At 68.5% G+C, this 17,883-nt stretch carries 14 protein-coding genes and 1 tRNA gene; 1 reads left to right on the top strand and 14 read right to left on the bottom strand.

The window, feature by feature from the left end:
* Positions 1-6: 6 nt before the first annotated feature.
* The 14 genes from rpsG to OG946_RS22345 form a co-directional block, all read right to left on the bottom strand.
* Entirely contained in the window at positions 7-477 is a 471-nt protein-coding gene (gene rpsG, locus OG946_RS22410; protein WP_027771073.1) for a 30S ribosomal protein S7, read from the bottom strand.
* 2 nt (positions 478-479) lie between these two features.
* Positions 480-851, bottom strand: a complete 372-nt coding sequence (gene rpsL, locus OG946_RS22405) for a 30S ribosomal protein S12 (protein ID WP_003948652.1) — start codon at positions 849-851, stop codon at positions 480-482.
* A gap of 290 nt (positions 852-1,141) precedes the next feature.
* Positions 1,142-1,615, bottom strand: coding sequence for a DUF1707 and DUF4190 domain-containing protein (locus OG946_RS22400; protein WP_326797822.1), 474 nt, complete (start codon positions 1,613-1,615; stop codon positions 1,142-1,144).
* 340 nt (positions 1,616-1,955) lie between these two features.
* Positions 1,956-5,864 (bottom strand): DNA-directed RNA polymerase subunit beta', encoded by a 3,909-nt coding sequence (locus tag OG946_RS22395; RefSeq protein ID WP_326797821.1) that lies wholly within the window; start codon positions 5,862-5,864, stop codon positions 1,956-1,958.
* Positions 5,865-5,991: 127 nt separating this feature from the next.
* Positions 5,992-9,477 carry a DNA-directed RNA polymerase subunit beta gene (gene rpoB / locus OG946_RS22390; protein WP_326797820.1) on the bottom strand — a complete coding sequence of 1,162 codons (3,486 nt, stop codon included), beginning with the start codon at positions 9,475-9,477 and terminating at the stop codon, positions 5,992-5,994.
* Positions 9,478-10,090: 613 nt separating this feature from the next.
* Positions 10,091-10,477, bottom strand: coding sequence for a 50S ribosomal protein L7/L12 (gene rplL, locus OG946_RS22385; RefSeq protein ID WP_047017548.1), 387 nt, complete (start codon positions 10,475-10,477; stop codon positions 10,091-10,093).
* A gap of 99 nt (positions 10,478-10,576) precedes the next feature.
* A complete protein-coding gene (gene rplJ / locus OG946_RS22380) occupies positions 10,577-11,131 on the bottom strand; it encodes a 50S ribosomal protein L10 (RefSeq protein WP_326797819.1) in 555 nt (184 codons plus the stop codon).
* Positions 11,132-11,451: 320 nt separating this feature from the next.
* Positions 11,452-12,342: an LppX_LprAFG lipoprotein gene (locus OG946_RS22375; RefSeq protein WP_326797818.1), complete on the bottom strand. Its 891-nt coding sequence runs from the start codon at positions 12,340-12,342 to the stop codon at positions 11,452-11,454.
* A gap of 75 nt (positions 12,343-12,417) precedes the next feature.
* On the bottom strand, positions 12,418-13,317 hold the full coding sequence (locus OG946_RS22370) for a hypothetical protein (protein ID WP_326797817.1): 900 nt from the start codon (positions 13,315-13,317) through the stop codon (positions 12,418-12,420).
* Positions 13,318-13,487: 170 nt separating this feature from the next.
* Complete coding sequence (gene rplA, locus OG946_RS22365; RefSeq protein ID WP_326797816.1) at positions 13,488-14,204, bottom strand: 50S ribosomal protein L1; 717 nt, start codon at positions 14,202-14,204, stop codon at positions 13,488-13,490.
* Between the two features lie 85 nt (positions 14,205-14,289).
* On the bottom strand, positions 14,290-14,724 hold the full coding sequence (rplK, locus tag OG946_RS22360) for a 50S ribosomal protein L11 (protein ID WP_018834878.1): 435 nt from the start codon (positions 14,722-14,724) through the stop codon (positions 14,290-14,292).
* 168 nt (positions 14,725-14,892) lie between these two features.
* The gene (gene nusG / locus OG946_RS22355) at positions 14,893-15,825 is read right to left on the bottom strand and encodes a transcription termination/antitermination protein NusG (RefSeq protein WP_326797815.1); all 933 of its coding nucleotides are present in this window, start codon (positions 15,823-15,825) and stop codon (positions 14,893-14,895) included.
* 87 nt (positions 15,826-15,912) lie between these two features.
* The gene (gene secE / locus OG946_RS22350; protein ID WP_027771083.1) at positions 15,913-16,185 is read right to left on the bottom strand and encodes a preprotein translocase subunit SecE; all 273 of its coding nucleotides are present in this window, start codon (positions 16,183-16,185) and stop codon (positions 15,913-15,915) included.
* A 106-nt stretch (positions 16,186-16,291) separates the two neighbouring features.
* Positions 16,292-16,364, bottom strand: a tRNA-Trp gene (locus OG946_RS22345).
* Between the two features lie 190 nt (positions 16,365-16,554).
* On the opposite strand from OG946_RS22345, the gene OG946_RS22340 reads away from it, so the two are divergent.
* On the top strand, positions 16,555-17,790 hold the full coding sequence (locus OG946_RS22340) for a pyridoxal phosphate-dependent aminotransferase (protein ID WP_326797814.1): 1,236 nt from the start codon (positions 16,555-16,557) through the stop codon (positions 17,788-17,790).
* Positions 17,791-17,883 lie beyond the last annotated feature (93 nt).

The raw sequence follows: 17,883 nt of genomic DNA, 5'->3' as shown, positions 1-17,883 counted from the left end.
TCTCGACTACCAGCGGTAGTGCGCGAAGGCCTTGTTGGCGTCGGCCATCTTGTGCGTGTCCTCGCGGCGCTTGACGGAGGCGCCCAGGCCGTTGCTGGCGTCCAGCAGCTCGTTCATGAGCCGCTCGGTCATCGTCTTCTCGCGGCGGGCGCGGGAGTAGCCCACGATCCAGCGCAGCGCGAGCGTGGCGGACCGGCCGGGCTTGACCTCGACCGGGACCTGGTACGTCGCGCCGCCGACGCGGCGGGACTTGACCTCGATGGCCGGCTTGACGTTCTCCAGGGCGCGCTTCAGCGTGATGACCGGGTCGTTGCCGGTCTTGTCGCGCAGGCCCTCCATGGCGCCGTACACGATGCGCTCGGCGGTGGAGCGCTTGCCGTGCAGCAGCACCTTGTTGATCAGGGAGGTCACCAGAGGAGAGTTGTAGACCGGGTCGATGTGCACCGGTCGCTTCGGGGCGGGGCCCTTACGAGGCATGCTTACTTCTCCTTCTTGGCGCCGTAGCGGCTGCGGGCCTGCTTGCGGTTCTTGACACCCTGGGTGTCGAGCGAACCACGGATGATCTTGTAGCGAACGCCCGGCAGGTCCTTCACACGGCCACCGCGCACGAGCACGATCGAGTGCTCCTGCAGGTTGTGCCCCTCACCCGGGATGTAAGCGGTGACCTCGATCCCGCTGGTCAGACGCACACGCGCGACCTTACGCAGGGCCGAGTTCGGCTTCTTGGGGGTGGTGGTGAACACACGCGTGCACACGCCACGGCGCTGGGGCGAACCCTCGAGCGCGGGCGTCTTGTTCTTCTCGACCTTGTCCTGCCGGCCCTTGCGGACCAGCTGCTGGATCGTAGGCACCGTTTCTCCGGTTTCTGTGTGCCGATCTCGATACTTCTAACCTGGGGTTTTGTCCGTGAAGACCGGCTGGCCCCCGACCCACGCGGTCGGGTGTGTCGCAAGCCCCGTACGTCCCCGCCAGTCTCACGGGGAAGTGCAGCTCTTCGGTGTCACAGCCTCGGCGCCTTCGCGGGAGCGCCCCCGCGCACGCGAAGACCCGGGGACACCCCAGGCACAAGGTCAGAGGGTACCTACAGCCACCCGCTCCGGTCAAAACAAAGAGACATAAGGGACGGGAGCTCTGGGTACAGTTATCCCCCGCTGCTGGCCACGGCGGCCACGATGAGGGCGATGAACGCCACGAAACTGAGTGCCAGATAGCCGATGACCAGGCCCGCGAGCGCCATACCGTCGCCCTGCTCGCCGGTCCTGCGGATCTCTGCGCGCGCCTTGTGGCCCAGGATGATCGCCGGGATGAACGTCACGCCGACCACCGGCACCAGCGCCCCGCACACCATCGCGCCGACCGCCGAGCTGTTGGTGCGCTGCGGGGGCGGCAGGACGGGTACGGGCTGGAACGTATGCGGCACCACGGCCGGCATGGTCGGAATACCGATGGGGCCCTGCGGCAGGTCGGAGATGAGCAGGTGCAACTCGCCGTAGGTCTGCGCCTCGTACGCCTGCGACATGCGCTGCTCGTACTCCGGCTGGGTGAGCCTGCCCTCGGCGAACCCCGCCTTGATCACATCGACGGTCCGCTCCCGGTCGGCGTGCGAGGCACGCATGGACGGAGGCCGGCTTTGGTCCCACGGCTGCATGGACACTCAGGAACCTCCCCACCCGCGGTCTCCGCGTACCGCGTGGTTTCTATTGTGCTCGACGCACGGGGCGCCGGGGGAGTTCCGGTGCCGCGCCGCGAAGTTCGCGCCGCCGCCGTGCGCCCCCTGCACACCTCGTCGTCCGGTTCGCGCGCCGTCTCAGCGTAGCCCCGTACCGTACGGGCATCAGCCCCCGGGCCCCGCCGGGCGGCCGGGACCCGCGCGGCCGTCCAGGGGCCCCTGGAACGCCGCAGGGCGGCTCTCCCGGGGGAGAGCCGCCCTGCGGGGCGTGCGGTGACCGTGGCCGTTACTGGTTGTACGGGCCGTAGTCGTAGTCCTCCAGCGGGACCGCCTGTCCGGAGCCGGTGCCGAAGGGCGAGTAGTCGATGTCGTCGTAGCCGACGGTCGAGTACATCGCGGCCTTCGCCTCCTCGGTGGGCTCCACCCGGATGTTGCGGTAGCGGGACAGGCCCGTACCGGCCGGGATCAGCTTGCCGATGATCACGTTCTCCTTGAGGCCGATCAGGGAGTCCGACTTGGCGTTGATCGCCGCGTCGGTCAGCACCCGGGTCGTCTCCTGGAACGACGCCGCCGACAGCCACGACTCGGTGGCCAGCGACGCCTTCGTGATGCCCATGAGCTGCGGCCGGCCGGAGGCGGGCTGACCGCCCTCGGCCACCACGCGCCGGTTCTCCTGCTCGAACTTCGAGCGCTCGACCAGCTCGCCCGGCAGCAGCTCCGCGTCGCCGGACTCGATGATCGTCACCCGGCGCAGCATCTGCCGGATGATGATCTCGATGTGCTTGTCGTGGATGGACACGCCCTGGCTGTTGTAGACCTTCTGCACCTCGCCGACCAGGTGGACCTGCACGGCCCGCTGGCCGAGGATGCGCAGCACGTCGTGCGGGTTCTCCGTACCGACGGTCAGCTTCTGGCCGACCTCGACGTGATCGCCCTCGCCGGCGGTGAGACGGGCCCGCTTGGACACGCCGTACGCGACCTCGTCGGAACCGTCGTCGGGGGTGACGACGACCTTCTTGGTCTTCTCCGTCTCCTCGATCCGCACCCGGCCCGCGGCCTCCGAGATCGGCGCCACGCCCTTGGGCGTACGGGCCTCGAAGAGCTCGACGACACGCGGCAGACCCTGGGTGATGTCCTCACCCGCCACACCACCGGTGTGGAAGGTGCGCATCGTGAGCTGGGTGCCGGGCTCGCCGATGGACTGGGCGGCGATGATGCCCACGGCCTCGCCGATGTCCACCAGCTTGCCGGTGGCCAGCGAACGGCCGTAGCACATGGCGCAGGTGCCGACGGCGGACTCGCAGGTGAGCACCGAGCGGGTCTTGACCGTCGCCACGCCGTGGCGGATCAGCTCGTCGATGAGCACGTCGCCCAGGTCGGTGCCGGCCGGGGCCAGCACCTTGCCGTCGACGACGATGTCCTCGGCGAGGCAGCGCGCGTACACCGAGGTCTCGACGTCCTCGGCCTTGCGCAGCACGCCGTCGGCGCCGACCGACGCGATCTCCAGCTTCAGGCCGCGGTCGGTGCCGCAGTCCTCCTCGCGGATGATCACATCCTGCGAGACGTCCACCAGACGACGGGTCAGGTAACCCGAGTCGGCGGTGCGCAGCGCGGTGTCGGCGAGACCCTTGCGGGCGCCGTGCGTGGAGATGAAGTACTCCAGCACGGACAGGCCCTCGCGGAACGAGGACTTGATCGGCCGCGGGATGGTCTCGTTCTTGGCGTTGGACACCAGGCCGCGCATACCCGCGATCTGGCGCATCTGCATCATGTTTCCGCGCGCACCCGAGTTGACCATCATGAAGATCGGGTTGGTCTTCGGGAAGTTCTCGTTCATGGCCTCGGCGACCTCGTTGGTCGCCTTGGTCCAGATCGCGATGAGTTCCTGGGTGCGCTCGTCCTTGGTGATCAGGCCGCGCTCGTACTGCTTCTGGACCTTCTCGTCCTGGGCCTCGTACCCGGCGATGATCTCCTTCTTCGCCTCCGGCACGACCACGTCCGAGATGGCGATGGTGACGCCGGAGTGGGTGGCCCAGTAGAAGCCCGAGGACTTCAGGTTGTCCAGGGTCTGCGCGACGAGGACCTTCGGGTAGCGCTCGGCGAGGTCGTTGACGATCTCGGAGAGCTGCTTCTTGCCGACGGTGTAGTGGATGAACGGGTAGTCCTCGGGCAGCAGCTCGTTGAAGAGCGCGCGGCCCAGGGTGGTACGGAGCCGGAACGGGTCGCCCGGCTGCCAGTCCGAGTCGGCCGCGGCCTCGCCCTCGGGCACCGGCGGCGTCCAGCCGCGCGGCGGCACGGAGCCGACGGGGAACCGGATGTCGACGTTCGCCTGGAGCGACAGCTCGCCGGCGTCGAAAGCCATGATCGCCTCGGCGACCGAGGCGAACGAGCGGTCCTCGCCCTTCTTCTCACCCTCGATCTCGTCGGTGGTGAGGAAGAACAGCCCGAGCACCATGTCCTGGGTGGGCATGGTCACCGGACGGCCGTCGGCCGGCTTGAGGATGTTGTTCGAGGACAGCATGAGGATGCGGGCCTCGGCCTGGGCCTCCGCGGAGAGCGGCAGGTGCACGGCCATCTGGTCGCCGTCGAAGTCCGCGTTGAACGCGGTGCAGACGAGCGGGTGGATCTGGATGGCCTTGCCCTCGACGAGCTGCGGCTCGAAGGCCTGGATGCCGAGGCGGTGCAGCGTCGGCGCCCGGTTCAGCAGCACCGGGTGCTCGGCGATGACCTCTTCCAGCACGTCGTACACGACCGTGCGGCCGCGCTCGACCATGCGCTTGGCGCTCTTGATGTTCTGCGCGTGGTTCAGGTCCACCAGGCGCTTCATCACGAACGGCTTGAAGAGCTCCAGCGCCATGGCCTTGGGCAGACCGCACTGGTGCAGCTTGAGCTGCGGGCCGACGACGATGACGGAACGGGCCGAGTAGTCGACGCGCTTGCCGAGCAGGTTCTGCCGGAAGCGGCCCTGCTTGCCCTTGAGCATGTCGGACAGCGACTTGAGCGGGCGGTTGCCGGGCCCGGTCACCGGCCGGCCGCGGCGGCCGTTGTCGAACAGCGCGTCGACGGCCTCCTGCAGCATGCGCTTCTCGTTGTTGACGATGATCTCGGGCGCGCCGAGGTCGAGCAGCCGCTTCAGCCGGTTGTTGCGGTTGATGACGCGGCGGTACAGGTCGTTCAGGTCGGAGGTCGCGAAGCGGCCACCGTCGAGCTGCACCATCGGACGCAGGTCCGGCGGGATCACCGGGACGCAGTCCAGCACCATGCCGTTGGGGCTGTTGCGGGTGTGCTGGAACGCGGAGACGACCTTCAGCCGCTTCAGGGCACGGGTCTTCTTCTGGCCCTTGCCGGTACGGATGATCTCGCGGAGCTTCTCCGCCTCCTCGTCCAGGTCGAAGGACTCCAGGCGCTTCTGCAGCGCCGCGGCGCCCATGCCGCCCTGGAAGTACGTGCCGAAGCGGTCGCGCAGCTCGCGGTAGAGCAGCTCGTCGCCCTCCAGGTCCTGGACCTTGAGGTTCTTGAAGCGGTTCCACACCTCGTCCAGGCGGTCCAGCTCGCGCTGGGCCCGGTCGCGGAGCTGCTTCATCTCGCGCTCGCCGCCCTCGCGCACCTTGCGGCGCACGTCGGCCTTGGCGCCTTCGGCCTCCAGCTCGGCCAGGTCGGCTTCCTGCTTCTTGGCGCGGGCCTCCAGGTCGCCGTCGCGGCGCTGCTCGATCTGCTGGCGCTCGACGGAGATCTGCGCCTCCAGCGACGACAGGTCGCGCTGGCGGCGCTCGTCGTCCACCCACGTGATCATGTAGGCGGCGAAGTAGATGACCTTCTCCAGGTCCTTCGGCGCCAGGTCGAGCAGGTAGCCGAGGCGCGACGGGACGCCCTTGAAGTACCAGATGTGCGTGACGGGCGCGGCCAGCTCAATGTGGCCCATCCGCTCACGGCGCACCTTGGCGCGGGTCACCTCGACACCGCAGCGCTCACAGATGATGCCCTTGAAGCGGACGCGCTTGTACTTGCCGCAGTAGCACTCCCAGTCCCGGGTGGGGCCGAAGATCTTCTCGCAGAAGAGGCCGTCCTTCTCGGGCTTGAGGGTGCGGTAGTTGATGGTCTCGGGCTTCTTGACCTCGCCGTGGGACCAGGTCCGGATGTCGTCCGCGGTCGCCAGGCCGATCCGCAGCTCGTCGAAGAAGTTGACGTCGAGCACTCTCGTCAATCCCTCTCAGGGTCGTGTGTCAATGGTCTGATCGCGGGTCGCGGGGAGGGGGTGCCTCCCGGGCCCGCTAGGGCCGAGGGGGTGGCGGGAGCTTCGAAGGAAGCCCTCGCCGGACCCGTCAGACCTCTTCGACGCTGCTCGGCTCGCGCCGGGACAGGTCGATGCCAAGCTCTTCCGCGGCACGGAAGACGTCCTCGTCCGTGTCGCGCATCTCGATGGACATGCCGTCGGAGGAGAGCACCTCCACGTTCAGGCACAGGGACTGCATCTCCTTGATGAGCACCTTGAAGGACTCGGGGATGCCCGGCTCGGGGATGTTCTCGCCCTTGACGATGGCCTCGTAGACCTTCACGCGGCCGGTCACGTCGTCCGACTTGATGGTGAGCAGTTCCTGCAGTGCGTAGGCGGCGCCGTACGCCTCCAGGGCCCACACCTCCATCTCGCCGAACCGCTGGCCGCCGAACTGCGCCTTGCCGCCCAGCGGCTGCTGGGTGATCATCGAGTACGGGCCGGTGGACCGGGCGTGGAGCTTGTCGTCCACGAGGTGGTGCAGCTTGAGGATGTACATGTAGCCGACGGAGATCGGCTCCGGGAACGGCTCGCCGGAGCGGCCGTCGAAGAGCTGCGCCTTGCCGGACGGCTGCACCATGCGGTCGCCGTCGCGGTTGGGCAGCGTGTTCTGGATCAGGCCGGCCAGCTCGTCCTCGCGGGCGCCGTCGAAGACCGGCGTCGCCACGTTCGTACCGGACGCGACCTGGTCGGCGCCGATGCCCTGCAGGCGCTCGGCCCACTCCTCCTTGATGCCGGAGACGTCCCAGCCCTGGGCGGCGAGCCAGCCCAGGTGGATCTCCAGCACCTGACCCGGGTTCATCCGGGAGGGCACGCCGAGCGGGTTGAGGATGATGTCGACCGGGTGGCCGTCCTCCATGAACGGCATGTCCTCGATCGGCAGGATCTTGGCGATGACGCCCTTGTTGCCGTGCCGGCCGGCGAGCTTGTCGCCGTCGGTGATCTTGCGCTTCTGGGCGACGTAGACGCGGACGAGCTGGTTCACGCCGGGCGGCAGTTCGTCGCCCTCCTCGCGGTCGAAGACGCGGACGCCGATGACGCGGCCGGTCTCGCCGTGCGGGACCTTCAGGGACGTGTCACGGACCTCGCGGGCCTTCTCGCCGAAGATCGCGCGCAGCAGCCGCTCCTCCGGGGTCAGCTCCGTCTCGCCCTTGGGCGTGACCTTGCCGACCAGGATGTCGCCGGCGACGACCTCGGCACCGATGCGGATGATGCCGCGCTCGTCGAGGTCGGCCAGGACCTCCTCGGAGACGTTCGGGATGTCCCGGGTGATCTCCTCGGGGCCCAGCTTGGTGTCGCGGGCGTCGACCTCGTGCTCCTCGATGTGGATCGAGGACAGGACGTCGTCCTGCACGAGGCGCTGGCTGAGGATGATGGCGTCCTCGTAGTTGTGGCCCTCCCACGGCATGAACGCCACCAGGAGGTTCTTGCCGAGCGCCATCTCCCCCTCGTCGGTCGAGGGGCCGTCGGCGAGCACCTGGCCCTCGATGACGCGGGAGCCCTCGTCCACGAGCACCTTCTGGTTGAAGGAGGTGCCCTGGTTGGAGCGGTGGAACTTGTTGACGCGGTACGTGGTGTACGTGCCGTCGTCGTTGGCGACGGTGACGTAGTCCGCGGAGACCTCCTGGACCACGCCGTCCTTCTCGGCCTTGATGACGTCGCCGGCGTCGACCGCACAGCGGTACTCCATGCCGGTGCCGACGAGCGGGGCCTCGGCCCGGATCAGCGGCACGGCCTGGCGCATCATGTTGGATCCCATGAGCGCGCGGTTGGCGTCGTCGTGCTCCAGGAAGGGGATCATCGCGGTCGCGACCGACACCATCTGGCGCGGCGAGACGTCCATGTAGTCGACGTCGTCGCCGGGGATGTAGTCGACCTCGCCGCCGCGGCGGCGGACCAGGACGCGGTTCTCGGCGAAGTGCAGGTCGTTCGTCAGCGGCGCGTTGGCCTGCGCGATGACGAAGCGGTCTTCCTCGTCGGCCGTCAGGTAGTCCACGTCGTCGGTGACGACGCCGCCGACGACCTTGCGGTACGGGGTCTCGATGAAGCCGAAGGCGTTGACCCGGCCGTACGAGGCGAGCGAGCCGATGAGGCCGATGTTCGGGCCTTCCGGCGTCTCGATCGGACACATGCGGCCGTAGTGCGACGGGTGCACGTCGCGGACCTCGAAGCCAGCCCGCTCACGGGACAGACCGCCGGGGCCCAGCGCGTTGAGCCGGCGCTTGTGGGTGAGCCCGGACAGCGGGTTCGTCTGGTCCATGAACTGCGACAACTGGCTGGTGCCGAAGAACTCCTTGATGGAGGCGACGACCGGCCGGATGTTGATCAGGGTCTGCGGCGTGATCGCCTCGACGTCCTGGGTCGTCATGCGCTCGCGCACGACGCGCTCCATACGGGCGAGGCCCGTACGCACCTGGTTCTGGATCAGCTCGCCAACGTTGCGGATGCGGCGGTTGCCGAAGTGGTCGATGTCGTCGGTCTCGACGACCACGGACTGGCCGTTGTCCCCGACGGTCTCGACCTCACCGGCGTGCAGCTTCACCAGGTACTTGATCGAGGCGATGATGTCCTCGACCGTCAGCGTGCCGGCGTCGAGCGGCGCGGCGGCGCCCAGCTTCTTGTTGATCTTGTAGCGGCCGACCTTGGCGAGGTCGTAGCGCTTGGGGTTGAAGTACAGGTTCTCCAGTAGCGTCTGCGCGGCCTCCTTGGTCGGCGGCTCGCCCGGACGCAGCTTGCGGTAGATGTCGAGCAGCGCGTCGTCCTGGCCCTGGGTGTGGTCCTTCTCCAGGGTGGCGCGCATGGACTCGTACTCGCCGAACTCCTCGAGGATCTGCTCGTTCGTCCAGCCGAGGGCCTTGAGCAGCACGGTGATCGACTGCTTGCGCTTGCGGTCGATGCGGACACCGACCATGTCACGCTTGTCGATCTCCATCTCCAGCCAGGCGCCCCGGGAGGGGATGACCTTGACGGAGAAGATGTCCTTGTCGGAGGTCTTGTCGATGGAGGAGTCGAAGTAGACGCCCGGGGACCGGACGAGCTGCGAGACCACGACACGCTCGGTGCCGTTGATCACGAAGGTGCCCTTGTCCGTCATGAGCGGGAAGTCGCCCATGAAGACCGTCTGGGACTTGATCTCCCCGGTCTCGTTGTTGGTGAACTCGGCGGTGACGAAGAGCGGCGCGGCGTACGTGAAGTCGCGCTCCTTGCACTCGTCGATGGAGTTCTTCGGGGGCTCGAAGCGGTGGTCGCGGAAGGTCAGCGACATCGACCCGGAGAAGTCCTCGATCGGGGAGATCTCCTCGAAGATCTCCTCGAGGCCGGACTTGGTGGGGACGTCCTGTCCATGATCCAGGGCCTCCTCGACACGAGCCTTCCAGGCGTCGTTCCCGAGGAGCCAGTCGAAGCTCTCGGTCTGGAGCGCAAGGAGGTTCGGAACCTCGAGGGGTTCCTTGATCTTCGCGAAAGAGATGCGCAGCGGGGCGGTGCTGGCGCCGTTGTTCGTACTAGCGGTCGAGGCGGTGCGCGAGGCGGCCAAGAGGGGTCCTTCCGAGGGCTCGGACTCACTACGCGCGTACCGGTCCCAAAACCCACACGGGGAGGAGAACGCCCAGGTCAAAGCGTGTCTCTCAAGATCGTACGAGCTCTGGACAGACCCCTGGTGACGGGCAGGGGGCAGTTAACAGGCAGCGCAAAGGGTCAGTGTAGCGACTCGCCACACTGATGTCCAGCGGGGGCTGGAGACCAGCAAATCTTCGATCTCTCCCTGCCTGAGGAGCGCCCGCCTCGCGTGGGGCCTCCCCTGAAGTTATGCCGAATACCGGATGCCTTCGCGCTTGAAGCCATTCCCACTCAGTCACCGATCCATGCCTCGGAGTACGGACCGATGTGACGACCTGAGATGTGACGACCTGAGAATCGCGCGCCGCTGGCCGTTCGTCAAGGCCCCCCTGCCCCAGGGAGATCATGTCGGCCGCCCCGGCCGGTGAAGATCACCATACCCGCCGGTGCGCGCGGGGCAAGCGCTCCGGCCGGGGGCCCGGCAACGCAGCGAGGGCGACCACCCGGATGGGTGATCGCCCTCGGTTGCGGCACGGGGCCGTCAGCCCCGGCGGGCCGGGCTCACAGCGCCCCGACCGGCCGGGACGAGGTCACTTGACCTCGACAGAGGCGCCGGCGCCCTCGAGGGACTCCTTGGCCTTGTCCGCGGCCTCCTTGTTGACCTTCTCCAGAACCGGCTTCGGCGTGCCGTCGACCAGCTCCTTGGCCTCCTTCAGACCGAGCGAGGTCAGCTCGCGCACGACCTTGATGACCTGGATCTTCTTCTCGCCGGCGCCGAGCAGGACGACGTCGAACTCATCCTGCTCCGGGGCGGCCTCGGCGGCGGCGGCGCCACCGCCCGGGGCGGCGACGACGGCGGCCGGCGCGGCGGCCTCGACGTCGAACTTCTCCTCGAACTTCTTGACGAAGTCGGAGAGCTCAAGGAGGGTCATCTCCTCGAACTGCGCGAGCAGGTCTTCCTGGCTGAGCTTCGCCATGGTGGCGGTCCTTCCACTAAGTCGGCTGGTGCCGGTTGTGCTGATGCATCGGTACGGCGGGCGTTCGCGGTGCCCGCTGAGCCACAGGGAGCGCTTCTGCTACTCCGCGGCGTCGGCGGGAGCCGGCGTACCGGCACCGCCCTGCTCGACCTTGTCGCGCAGCGCGTCCGCGGTGCGGACGAACTTCGTGAGCGGGGCCTGGAAGGTCGCCGCGGCCTTCGCCATGGACGCCTTCATGCCACCGGCCAGCTTGGCGAGCAGCACCTCGCGGGACTCGAGGTCCGCGAGCTTGTTGATCTCGGCGGCGCTCAGAGCCTTGCCGTCGAGCACACCGCCCTTGATGACGAGCGCGGGGTTGTCCTTGGCGAAGTTACGCAGCCCCTTGGCCGCCTCGACCGGGTCACCGGTCACGAAGGCGACAGCGGTCGAGCCCTGGAGGTGCTCGTCGAGCTGGTCGAGCCCGGCCTCCTTCGCCGCGATCTTGGTCAGCGTGTTCTTCACCACTCGGTACTGCGCGTTCTCGCCGAGAGAACGGCGCAGCTCCTTGAGCTGCGCCACGCTCAGTCCGGTGTACGCGGTCACGACGGCCGCGTTGGAGCCGCGGAGCTTGTCCGCGATCTCCTTGACGGCCTCGACCTTGTCCGGCGTCGCCATGAGCCTCAGCCTCCTTCCGGGTGATGGGACCGCCCTTCGGATGCACGAGGCCCTCGCACACGGCAAACGCCCCGGCGCAGGCGCTCGGGGCGTGACTCGACCGCACGGGCCCGGGGCCCGGCGGGAGGTCTTCCTCGTTCACCTGCGCGGGCCGTCCGCTGTACGCGGAGCCTTCGGCCACCGCACTCCCCTGCGGGCGTACGGCGGCGGCCAGCGGTCTTTGGCTACGAAGGGAAACAATATGGCCTAGGCCGTCCCGCGGGCAAATCGTCCCCGGGACGGCTGGCCGTACGCGACGTGACGTGACGTGAAGGCCGGTGCTACGCGCCGCCCTCCGACTCCTGCGTCGCGCCGCTCACGTCCGTCGTCTCGGACGCCGGCGGGGCCTCCACCGTGACGGGCTCGTTGTAGCTGAGGAAGGTCATGGTGGTGTCCAGCGGACCCTCCTTCGTCTCGGCCTGCATGCGGAACTGCTTGGTGCGGTCCTCGCCGTCGATCCACATGTCCATGGTGAAATCGTCGACACCGAGCTCCGCCATCTCGTCGATCTTCTCCTGGCGGTCCTTCTTCGTCTCCGCGTCCTCGTCCTTCAGCTCCGCGCGGAGGTCGTCGAGGGTGACCGTGCCGGTGTATCGGGTGGTCCCGACCCCCGCGATCTCCTCCTCGCCGACCTCCTTCAGGTCCTCGGCCGCGGTCATCATCTGGGCGTCGCCGGTCGGGTTCTCCACCGCCGGATCCAGCTCCAGCAGCGGGTCCTCGCCGCGGGCCGCCGCGCCGGCCATGCCGAGCTTGATCCAGGTCTTGCCGCCCATCCCGGCGGCGGCCTCTTCGCCGGGTTTCATGTACGCGGCGTCGTCGACGAGACGTATCTCCATCTCACCGCTGTCCGCGGCGGTCGCCCCCTTCACCGTCATCTTCATCTCCATGGCGGGCGGGTCCGTGCTCATGGACCCGGTGCCCGACATGACGCCTTCGCCGGGGACCTTGCTGTCCATCCGGTATGTCAGGGAGGTGAGCTTCTCCGCGTTGTCCGTGGCCTTGCGGACGGCGGCGGCGGGCGTGACGTCCACCGGCTGGCCGGCGTTCCCGCCCTTCCTGCCGTCCGCCTTGCCGTCTCCCCCGTCGTCGGAGCAGGCCGTGAAGGCGGTCAGGGCGAGGGCTGCCGCGCCGAGCGCGACACCGCCCCGCACGAACGTCGAGTGCATCGTCATCCTTCCCTCCGGGTACGCGTGTCCACGGAACCGTGGAAGGGGACACGCTAACGGATCGAGCAACTCCGCCCGCCGCTACTGGACTTCGGTGAAGTCGATGCTCTCCGCCGCCGAGGGCTCCTCGACGTTCACGTCGACGCCGTAGTCCGAGTAGTAGACGGTGGTGCTGAACTCGCCGCCCGTCATCTTCCCGGACTCCTCGCGCTTGATCATCAGGTCGTTCTCGTCCACCCAGATGTCGACGGTCTGCGTGGTGACGCCGGAGGCCTCAAGCTGGTCCTCCAGGTCCGAAAGCTGCTGCTCGCTCAGCGTCTTGGAGGACGCGCGCGCCAGGTCGGAGACGTCCACGGTGCCGGAGTAGTGCGTGGTCTGGACGCCGCGCACCTCCTCCTGGCCGACCTCCTCGACGTCCTCGGAGGCCAGCAGGAGCTTCACGGCCTGCCCCGGGGTGCTGTTCTGCATCTGGTCCTTCATGTAGTCCCCGGACGGGCCCATGAACTCCGACAGGTCGTCGTAGTCGTAGCGGATCCACTTCTTGTCCGGGTACTGGGTCTGGAACGCGCCCTCGACGCCCGCGTAGTAGGCGTCCGGCAGGTAGCGGGCGTCCAGCGTGCCGTCGTCGTCCATCATCTGGATCGAGGAGGCCATCTGGCCGTCGGTGTACTTGACGGTGGCGGTGCCGATCGCCCCGTCCGCCCAGTCGAGTTCGCCCTCGTTCTCGGTGGTCATCGCCTCGCCCATGACCATGGTGCTCTCGAACTTCGACGACTCCGCACCCGTGGTCTTCTCGTCGATCGCCTGAAGCGCGGCCTGGGCGCCCCGTATCGTCCCGCTGCCGCCGTTGCCACCGCCGTCGCCGCCCCCGTTGCCGGAACCGCCGTCACCGCCGCCCGAGTCGGACCCGCAGGCCGCCGCGAATGCGAGCAGCAGCGCCGCTCCCAGAGAGACACCTGCGCGCTTCACGGTCGTGTGCATGGGAATCCCCGCCCCCTCGTGGTGGTCGTTCTCGTACGGGCAGGCGTTCTGCCCGTACGGGTCAGTGAACACCAGAAACGGGCCGGACCCGGTGCCCCATGGGCGTTCCGGATCCGACCCGTTGCAGGGCCGTGACAGATGATGCGCGCTTGTCGAACGGGCGGCGCCCGTCAGACCGCGGGCTCCTCCGACAGGAGGTTGCGCACCCGCGCGGGGTCCACCGGGATGCCGGGGCCCATCGTCGTGGTGATCGTGGCCTTCTTGATGTAACGGCCCTTGGCGGCCGACGGCTTGAGCCGCAGCACCTCCTCCAGCGCCGCACCGTAGTTCTCCACCAGCTTCTGCTCGTCGAACGAGGTCTTGCCGATGATGAAGTGCAGGTTGGAGTGCTTGTCGGTGCGGAACTCGATCTTGCCGCCCTTGATCTCGGTGACGGCCTTCGCCACGTCGGGCGTGACCGTGCCGGTCTTCGGGTTCGGCATCAGACCGCGCGGGCCGAGGAACCGGCCGAGGCGGCCGACCTTGCCCATGAGGTCCGGGGTGGCGACGACCGCGTCGAAGTCGAGGCGGCCCTTCTGCACCTCCTCGATCAGCTCGTCGGCGCCGACGATGTCGGCGCCCGCGGCCTCCGCGGCCGCTGCACGGTCACCGGTCGCGAAGACCAGGACCCGGGCGGTCTTGCCGGTGCCGTGCGGGAGGTTCACGGTGCCGCGGACCATCTGGTCGGCCTTGCGCGGGTCGATGCCCAGCCGCATGGCGACCTCGACGGTGCCGTCGAACTTCGTCGTGGACGTCTCCTTGGCGAGGCGGACGGCCTCAAGGGGTGCGTACTGCCGCGTGCGGTCGACCTTGGCGTCGCCGCCGCGGAGTGCCTTGCTGCGCTTCACTGCTGCTCCTGATGTGTCGGTACGGAGTCGTGGTCCGGGCCGGCGCACGGCCCTGCCACAGGGTGCTGCGGGTGGCGTGGGCCGCTCAGCCCTCGACCGTGACGCCCATGGAGCGGGCAGTGCCGGCGATGATCTTCTCGGCGGCGTCCAGGTCGTTGGCGTTGAGGTCGGCCATCTTGGTGGTGGCGATCTCGCGGACCTGGTCGCGGGTGATCTTCGCGACCTTGGTCTTGTGCGGCTCGCCGGAGCCCTTCTCGACGCCCGCGGCCTTGAGGATCATCTTCGCGGCCGGCGGCGTCTTGGTGATGAAGGTGAACGAGCGGTCCTCGTAGACCGTGATCTCCACCGGGATGACCCAGCCGCGCTGCGACTCGGTCGCGGCGTTGTACGCCTTGCAGAACTCCATGATGTTCACGCCGTGCTGGCCCAGCGCGGGGCCGACCGGCGGGGCCGGGTTCGCGGCACCGGCCTGGATCTGGAGCTTGATCAGCCCCGTGACCTTCTTCTTCTTGGGAGGCATGTCTCTCCGGGTCCTTGAATGAGAGGTTTGCGCCTCGATCCGGCCGATCATCCGGATGGAGGCATACCGCGCCACGATAGCCGTATCGGGCACGGGTCCTGAAACCGAGCAGGTCAGAGCGGCTGTGAAGCCCTCTGACCTGGTCGAAGCGTGGCGGGCGGTGCGCCCTCAGTCGTTCTTCTGGATCTGGTCGAAGCTCAGCTCGACCGGGGTCTCCCGGCCGAAGATCTCCACCAGGCCCTTGACCTTCTTCGAGTCGGCGTTGATCTCGTTGATCGTCGCCTGGAGCGTCGCGAAGGGGCCGTCGGTGACGGTGACCGAGTCGCCCACGGCGAAGTCGAGCACCTGCACCTCGACCTTGCGGGACGGCGCCGGCTTGCCCTCGGCCTCCGCGGCCTCGCGGGCGGCCTTCTCCTCGGCCTCCGGGGCGAGCATGCGGACGATCTCGTCGAGCGTCAGCGGGTACGGGTCGTAGGCGTTGCCGACGAAGCCGGTGACGCCCGGGGTGTTGCGCACGACGCCCCACGACTCGTTCGTCAGGTCCATCCGCACCAGGACGTAGCCCGGGAGCTTGTTCTGGCGGACGTTCCTGCGCTCGCCGTTCTTGATCTGGACGACCTCTTCCTCGGGCACCTCGGCCTGGTAGATGAAGTCCTCGACGTTCAGGGAGACGGCGCGCTGTTCGAGGTTGGCCTTGACCCGCTTCTCGTAGCCCGCGTAGGTGTGGATCACGTACCACTCGCCGGGCAGGCCGCGCAGGTCCTGGCGCAGCGCCTCGACGGGGTCGACGGCCTCCTCGGCCGGCTCGGCGGCTTCGTCGGTCTCGTCGGGCTTCTCGTCCGCGTCCACGGCGGCCTCGTCGCCGGCCGTCTCGTCACCGGTCTCGGCGTCGTCCGCCTCGCCGGCCGCGCTCTCGGCGCCGTCCTCGGCCTTCTCGGCGTCGCCGGCCTGCTCGGCCGCGGCCTCGGCTTCCCCGGCGTCTTCGCGTCCGGCCTCCACCGCCGCCGTCTCGGCCGCCTCCACCTGCTCGGCAGGCTCAGCCTGCGCAGCGCCGGCGACCTCGTCGGTCGCGACTGCGTCGTTCAGGTTCGGGTCAGACACGGTAGCTGCTTCTTCCTGGCTCAAAAGGGGATGTGCACATGCAGTCGCCTACCTTACGTACCTTACGGGGCGGCGTACGCGAATCGGTCAGCCGAAGACGTACTGCATGAGTTCGGTGAACCCGAAGTCGATCACCGTCACGATGCCGATCATGACCACCACGAAGATGATCACGACGGTCGTGTACGTCGTGAGCTGGTTCCGCGTCGGCCAGACGACCTTGCGCAGCTCCGCGACGATCTGGCGGTAGAAGAGCGCCAGGCGGGCGAACGGGCCCTTCCGGCCGCGCTTGCCGCCGCGGCGAGCGGGTCGCGCGTCGCCTTCGGGGCGGTCAGGCGTCGCGGTGGAGGCTTCCGTCACTCGTCCCTCACCTGGATCCCGGTTCGTTGACCTGCCGCGCCCGGTGGTGCAGCACGGCGGGGCTGCTGTGAACTGCGTACGCACCCCCTGAAGGAGATGCGCGTAGCAGGGCCGGAGGGACTTGAACCCCCAACCGCTGGTTTTGGAGACCAGTGCTCTACCAATTGAGCTACGACCCTTTGTGTCATCCCAACCTAACGCATTCTTGCAGGGGCTTCACGAGCGCGTGCAAGATCTGCACCAGGGCTGGCACGGTGGTTGAGTGTACGGGTTTCACGCCCCGCCGTCGAACGAGTACGCCGCGCGCCCCGCGTACGAGCCGTGCAACCCACGTGCCCGGCCGCCCGCCCGTCTGGAACGATGGGCGTCATGACCGCTGCAAACACCGCGTCCCAGTCCCCGACCGAACGACGGGTGTCGGCCCGCGTCGGCGCCATCTCCGAGTCCGCGACGCTCGCCGTGGACGCCAAGGCCAAGGCCCTGAAGGCGGCCGGCCGGCCGGTGATCGGCTTCGGCGCAGGCGAGCCCGACTTCCCGACGCCCGACTACATCGTCGAGGCCGCGATCGCAGCGTGCACCAACCCGACGTACCACCGCTACACGCCCGCCGGCGGGCTGCCCGAGCTGAAGGCCGCCATCGCCGCGAAGACCGCGCGCGACTCGGGGTACGAGGTGGAGCCGGCCCAGGTGCTCGTCACCAACGGCGGGAAGCAGGCGATCTACGAGTCGTTCGCCGCCCTGCTCGACCCGGGCGACGAGGTCATCGTCCCGACGCCGTACTGGACCACCTACCCCGAGTCGATCCAGCTCGCCGGCGGCGTGCCCGTCGACGTCATCGCCGACGAGACCACGGGCTACCGGGTCTCCGTCGAGCAGCTCGAAGCCGCGCGCACCCCGCGCACGAAGGTGCTGCTCTTCGTCTCCCCGTCCAACCCGACCGGCGCGGTCTACTCCCGCGAGCAGGTCGAGGCGATCGGCCGCTGGGCCGCGGAGCACGGGCTGTGGGTGCTGACCGACGAGATCTACGAGCACCTGGTGTACGGGACCGCCGAGTTCCACTCGCTGCCGGTGGTGGTGCCGGAGCTGCGCGACAAGTGCGTCGTCGTCAACGGCGTGGCCAAGACGTACGCGATGACCGGCTGGCGGGTCGGCTGGGCCATCGGCCCGAAGGACGTGATCAAGGCCGCGGCGAACCTGCAGTCGCATGCCACGTCCAACGTCTCCAACGTCGCCCAGGCCGCCGCGCTGGCGGCCGTCTCCGGCGACCTGGACGCGGTGGCGAAGATGCGCGAGGCGTTCGACCGGCGGCGCAAGACGATCGTGCGGATGCTGAACGAGATCGAGGGCGTGGAGTGCCCGGAGCCGGAGGGTGCGTTCTACGCGTACCCGTCGGTGAAGGGGCTGCTCGGCAAGGAGATCCGCGGCAGGCGGCCGGCGAACTCGGTGGAGCTTGCCGAGGTGATCCTGGAGGAGGCCGAGGTCGCCGTGGTCCCGGGTGAGGCGTTCGGGACGCCGGGTTACCTGCGGCTCTCGTACGCGCTGGGGGACGAGGACCTGGTCGAGGGCGTCTCGCGGATGCAGAAGCTGCTGGCGGAGGCGCAGTAGCCGGGCACGTGAGCAGGCGGGGCTTGTCCGGACAACCGTCCGGGCAAGCCCTCGTTCGTAGATGCCGGTGTCGCCACCCCCCGCGGATACGGC

The sequence above is a fragment of the Streptomyces sp. NBC_01808 genome (genome assembly GCF_035917395.1).
Taxonomy (GTDB): domain Bacteria; phylum Actinomycetota; class Actinomycetes; order Streptomycetales; family Streptomycetaceae; genus Streptomyces.
This window is presented reverse-complemented; position numbering and strand designations above follow the sequence as displayed.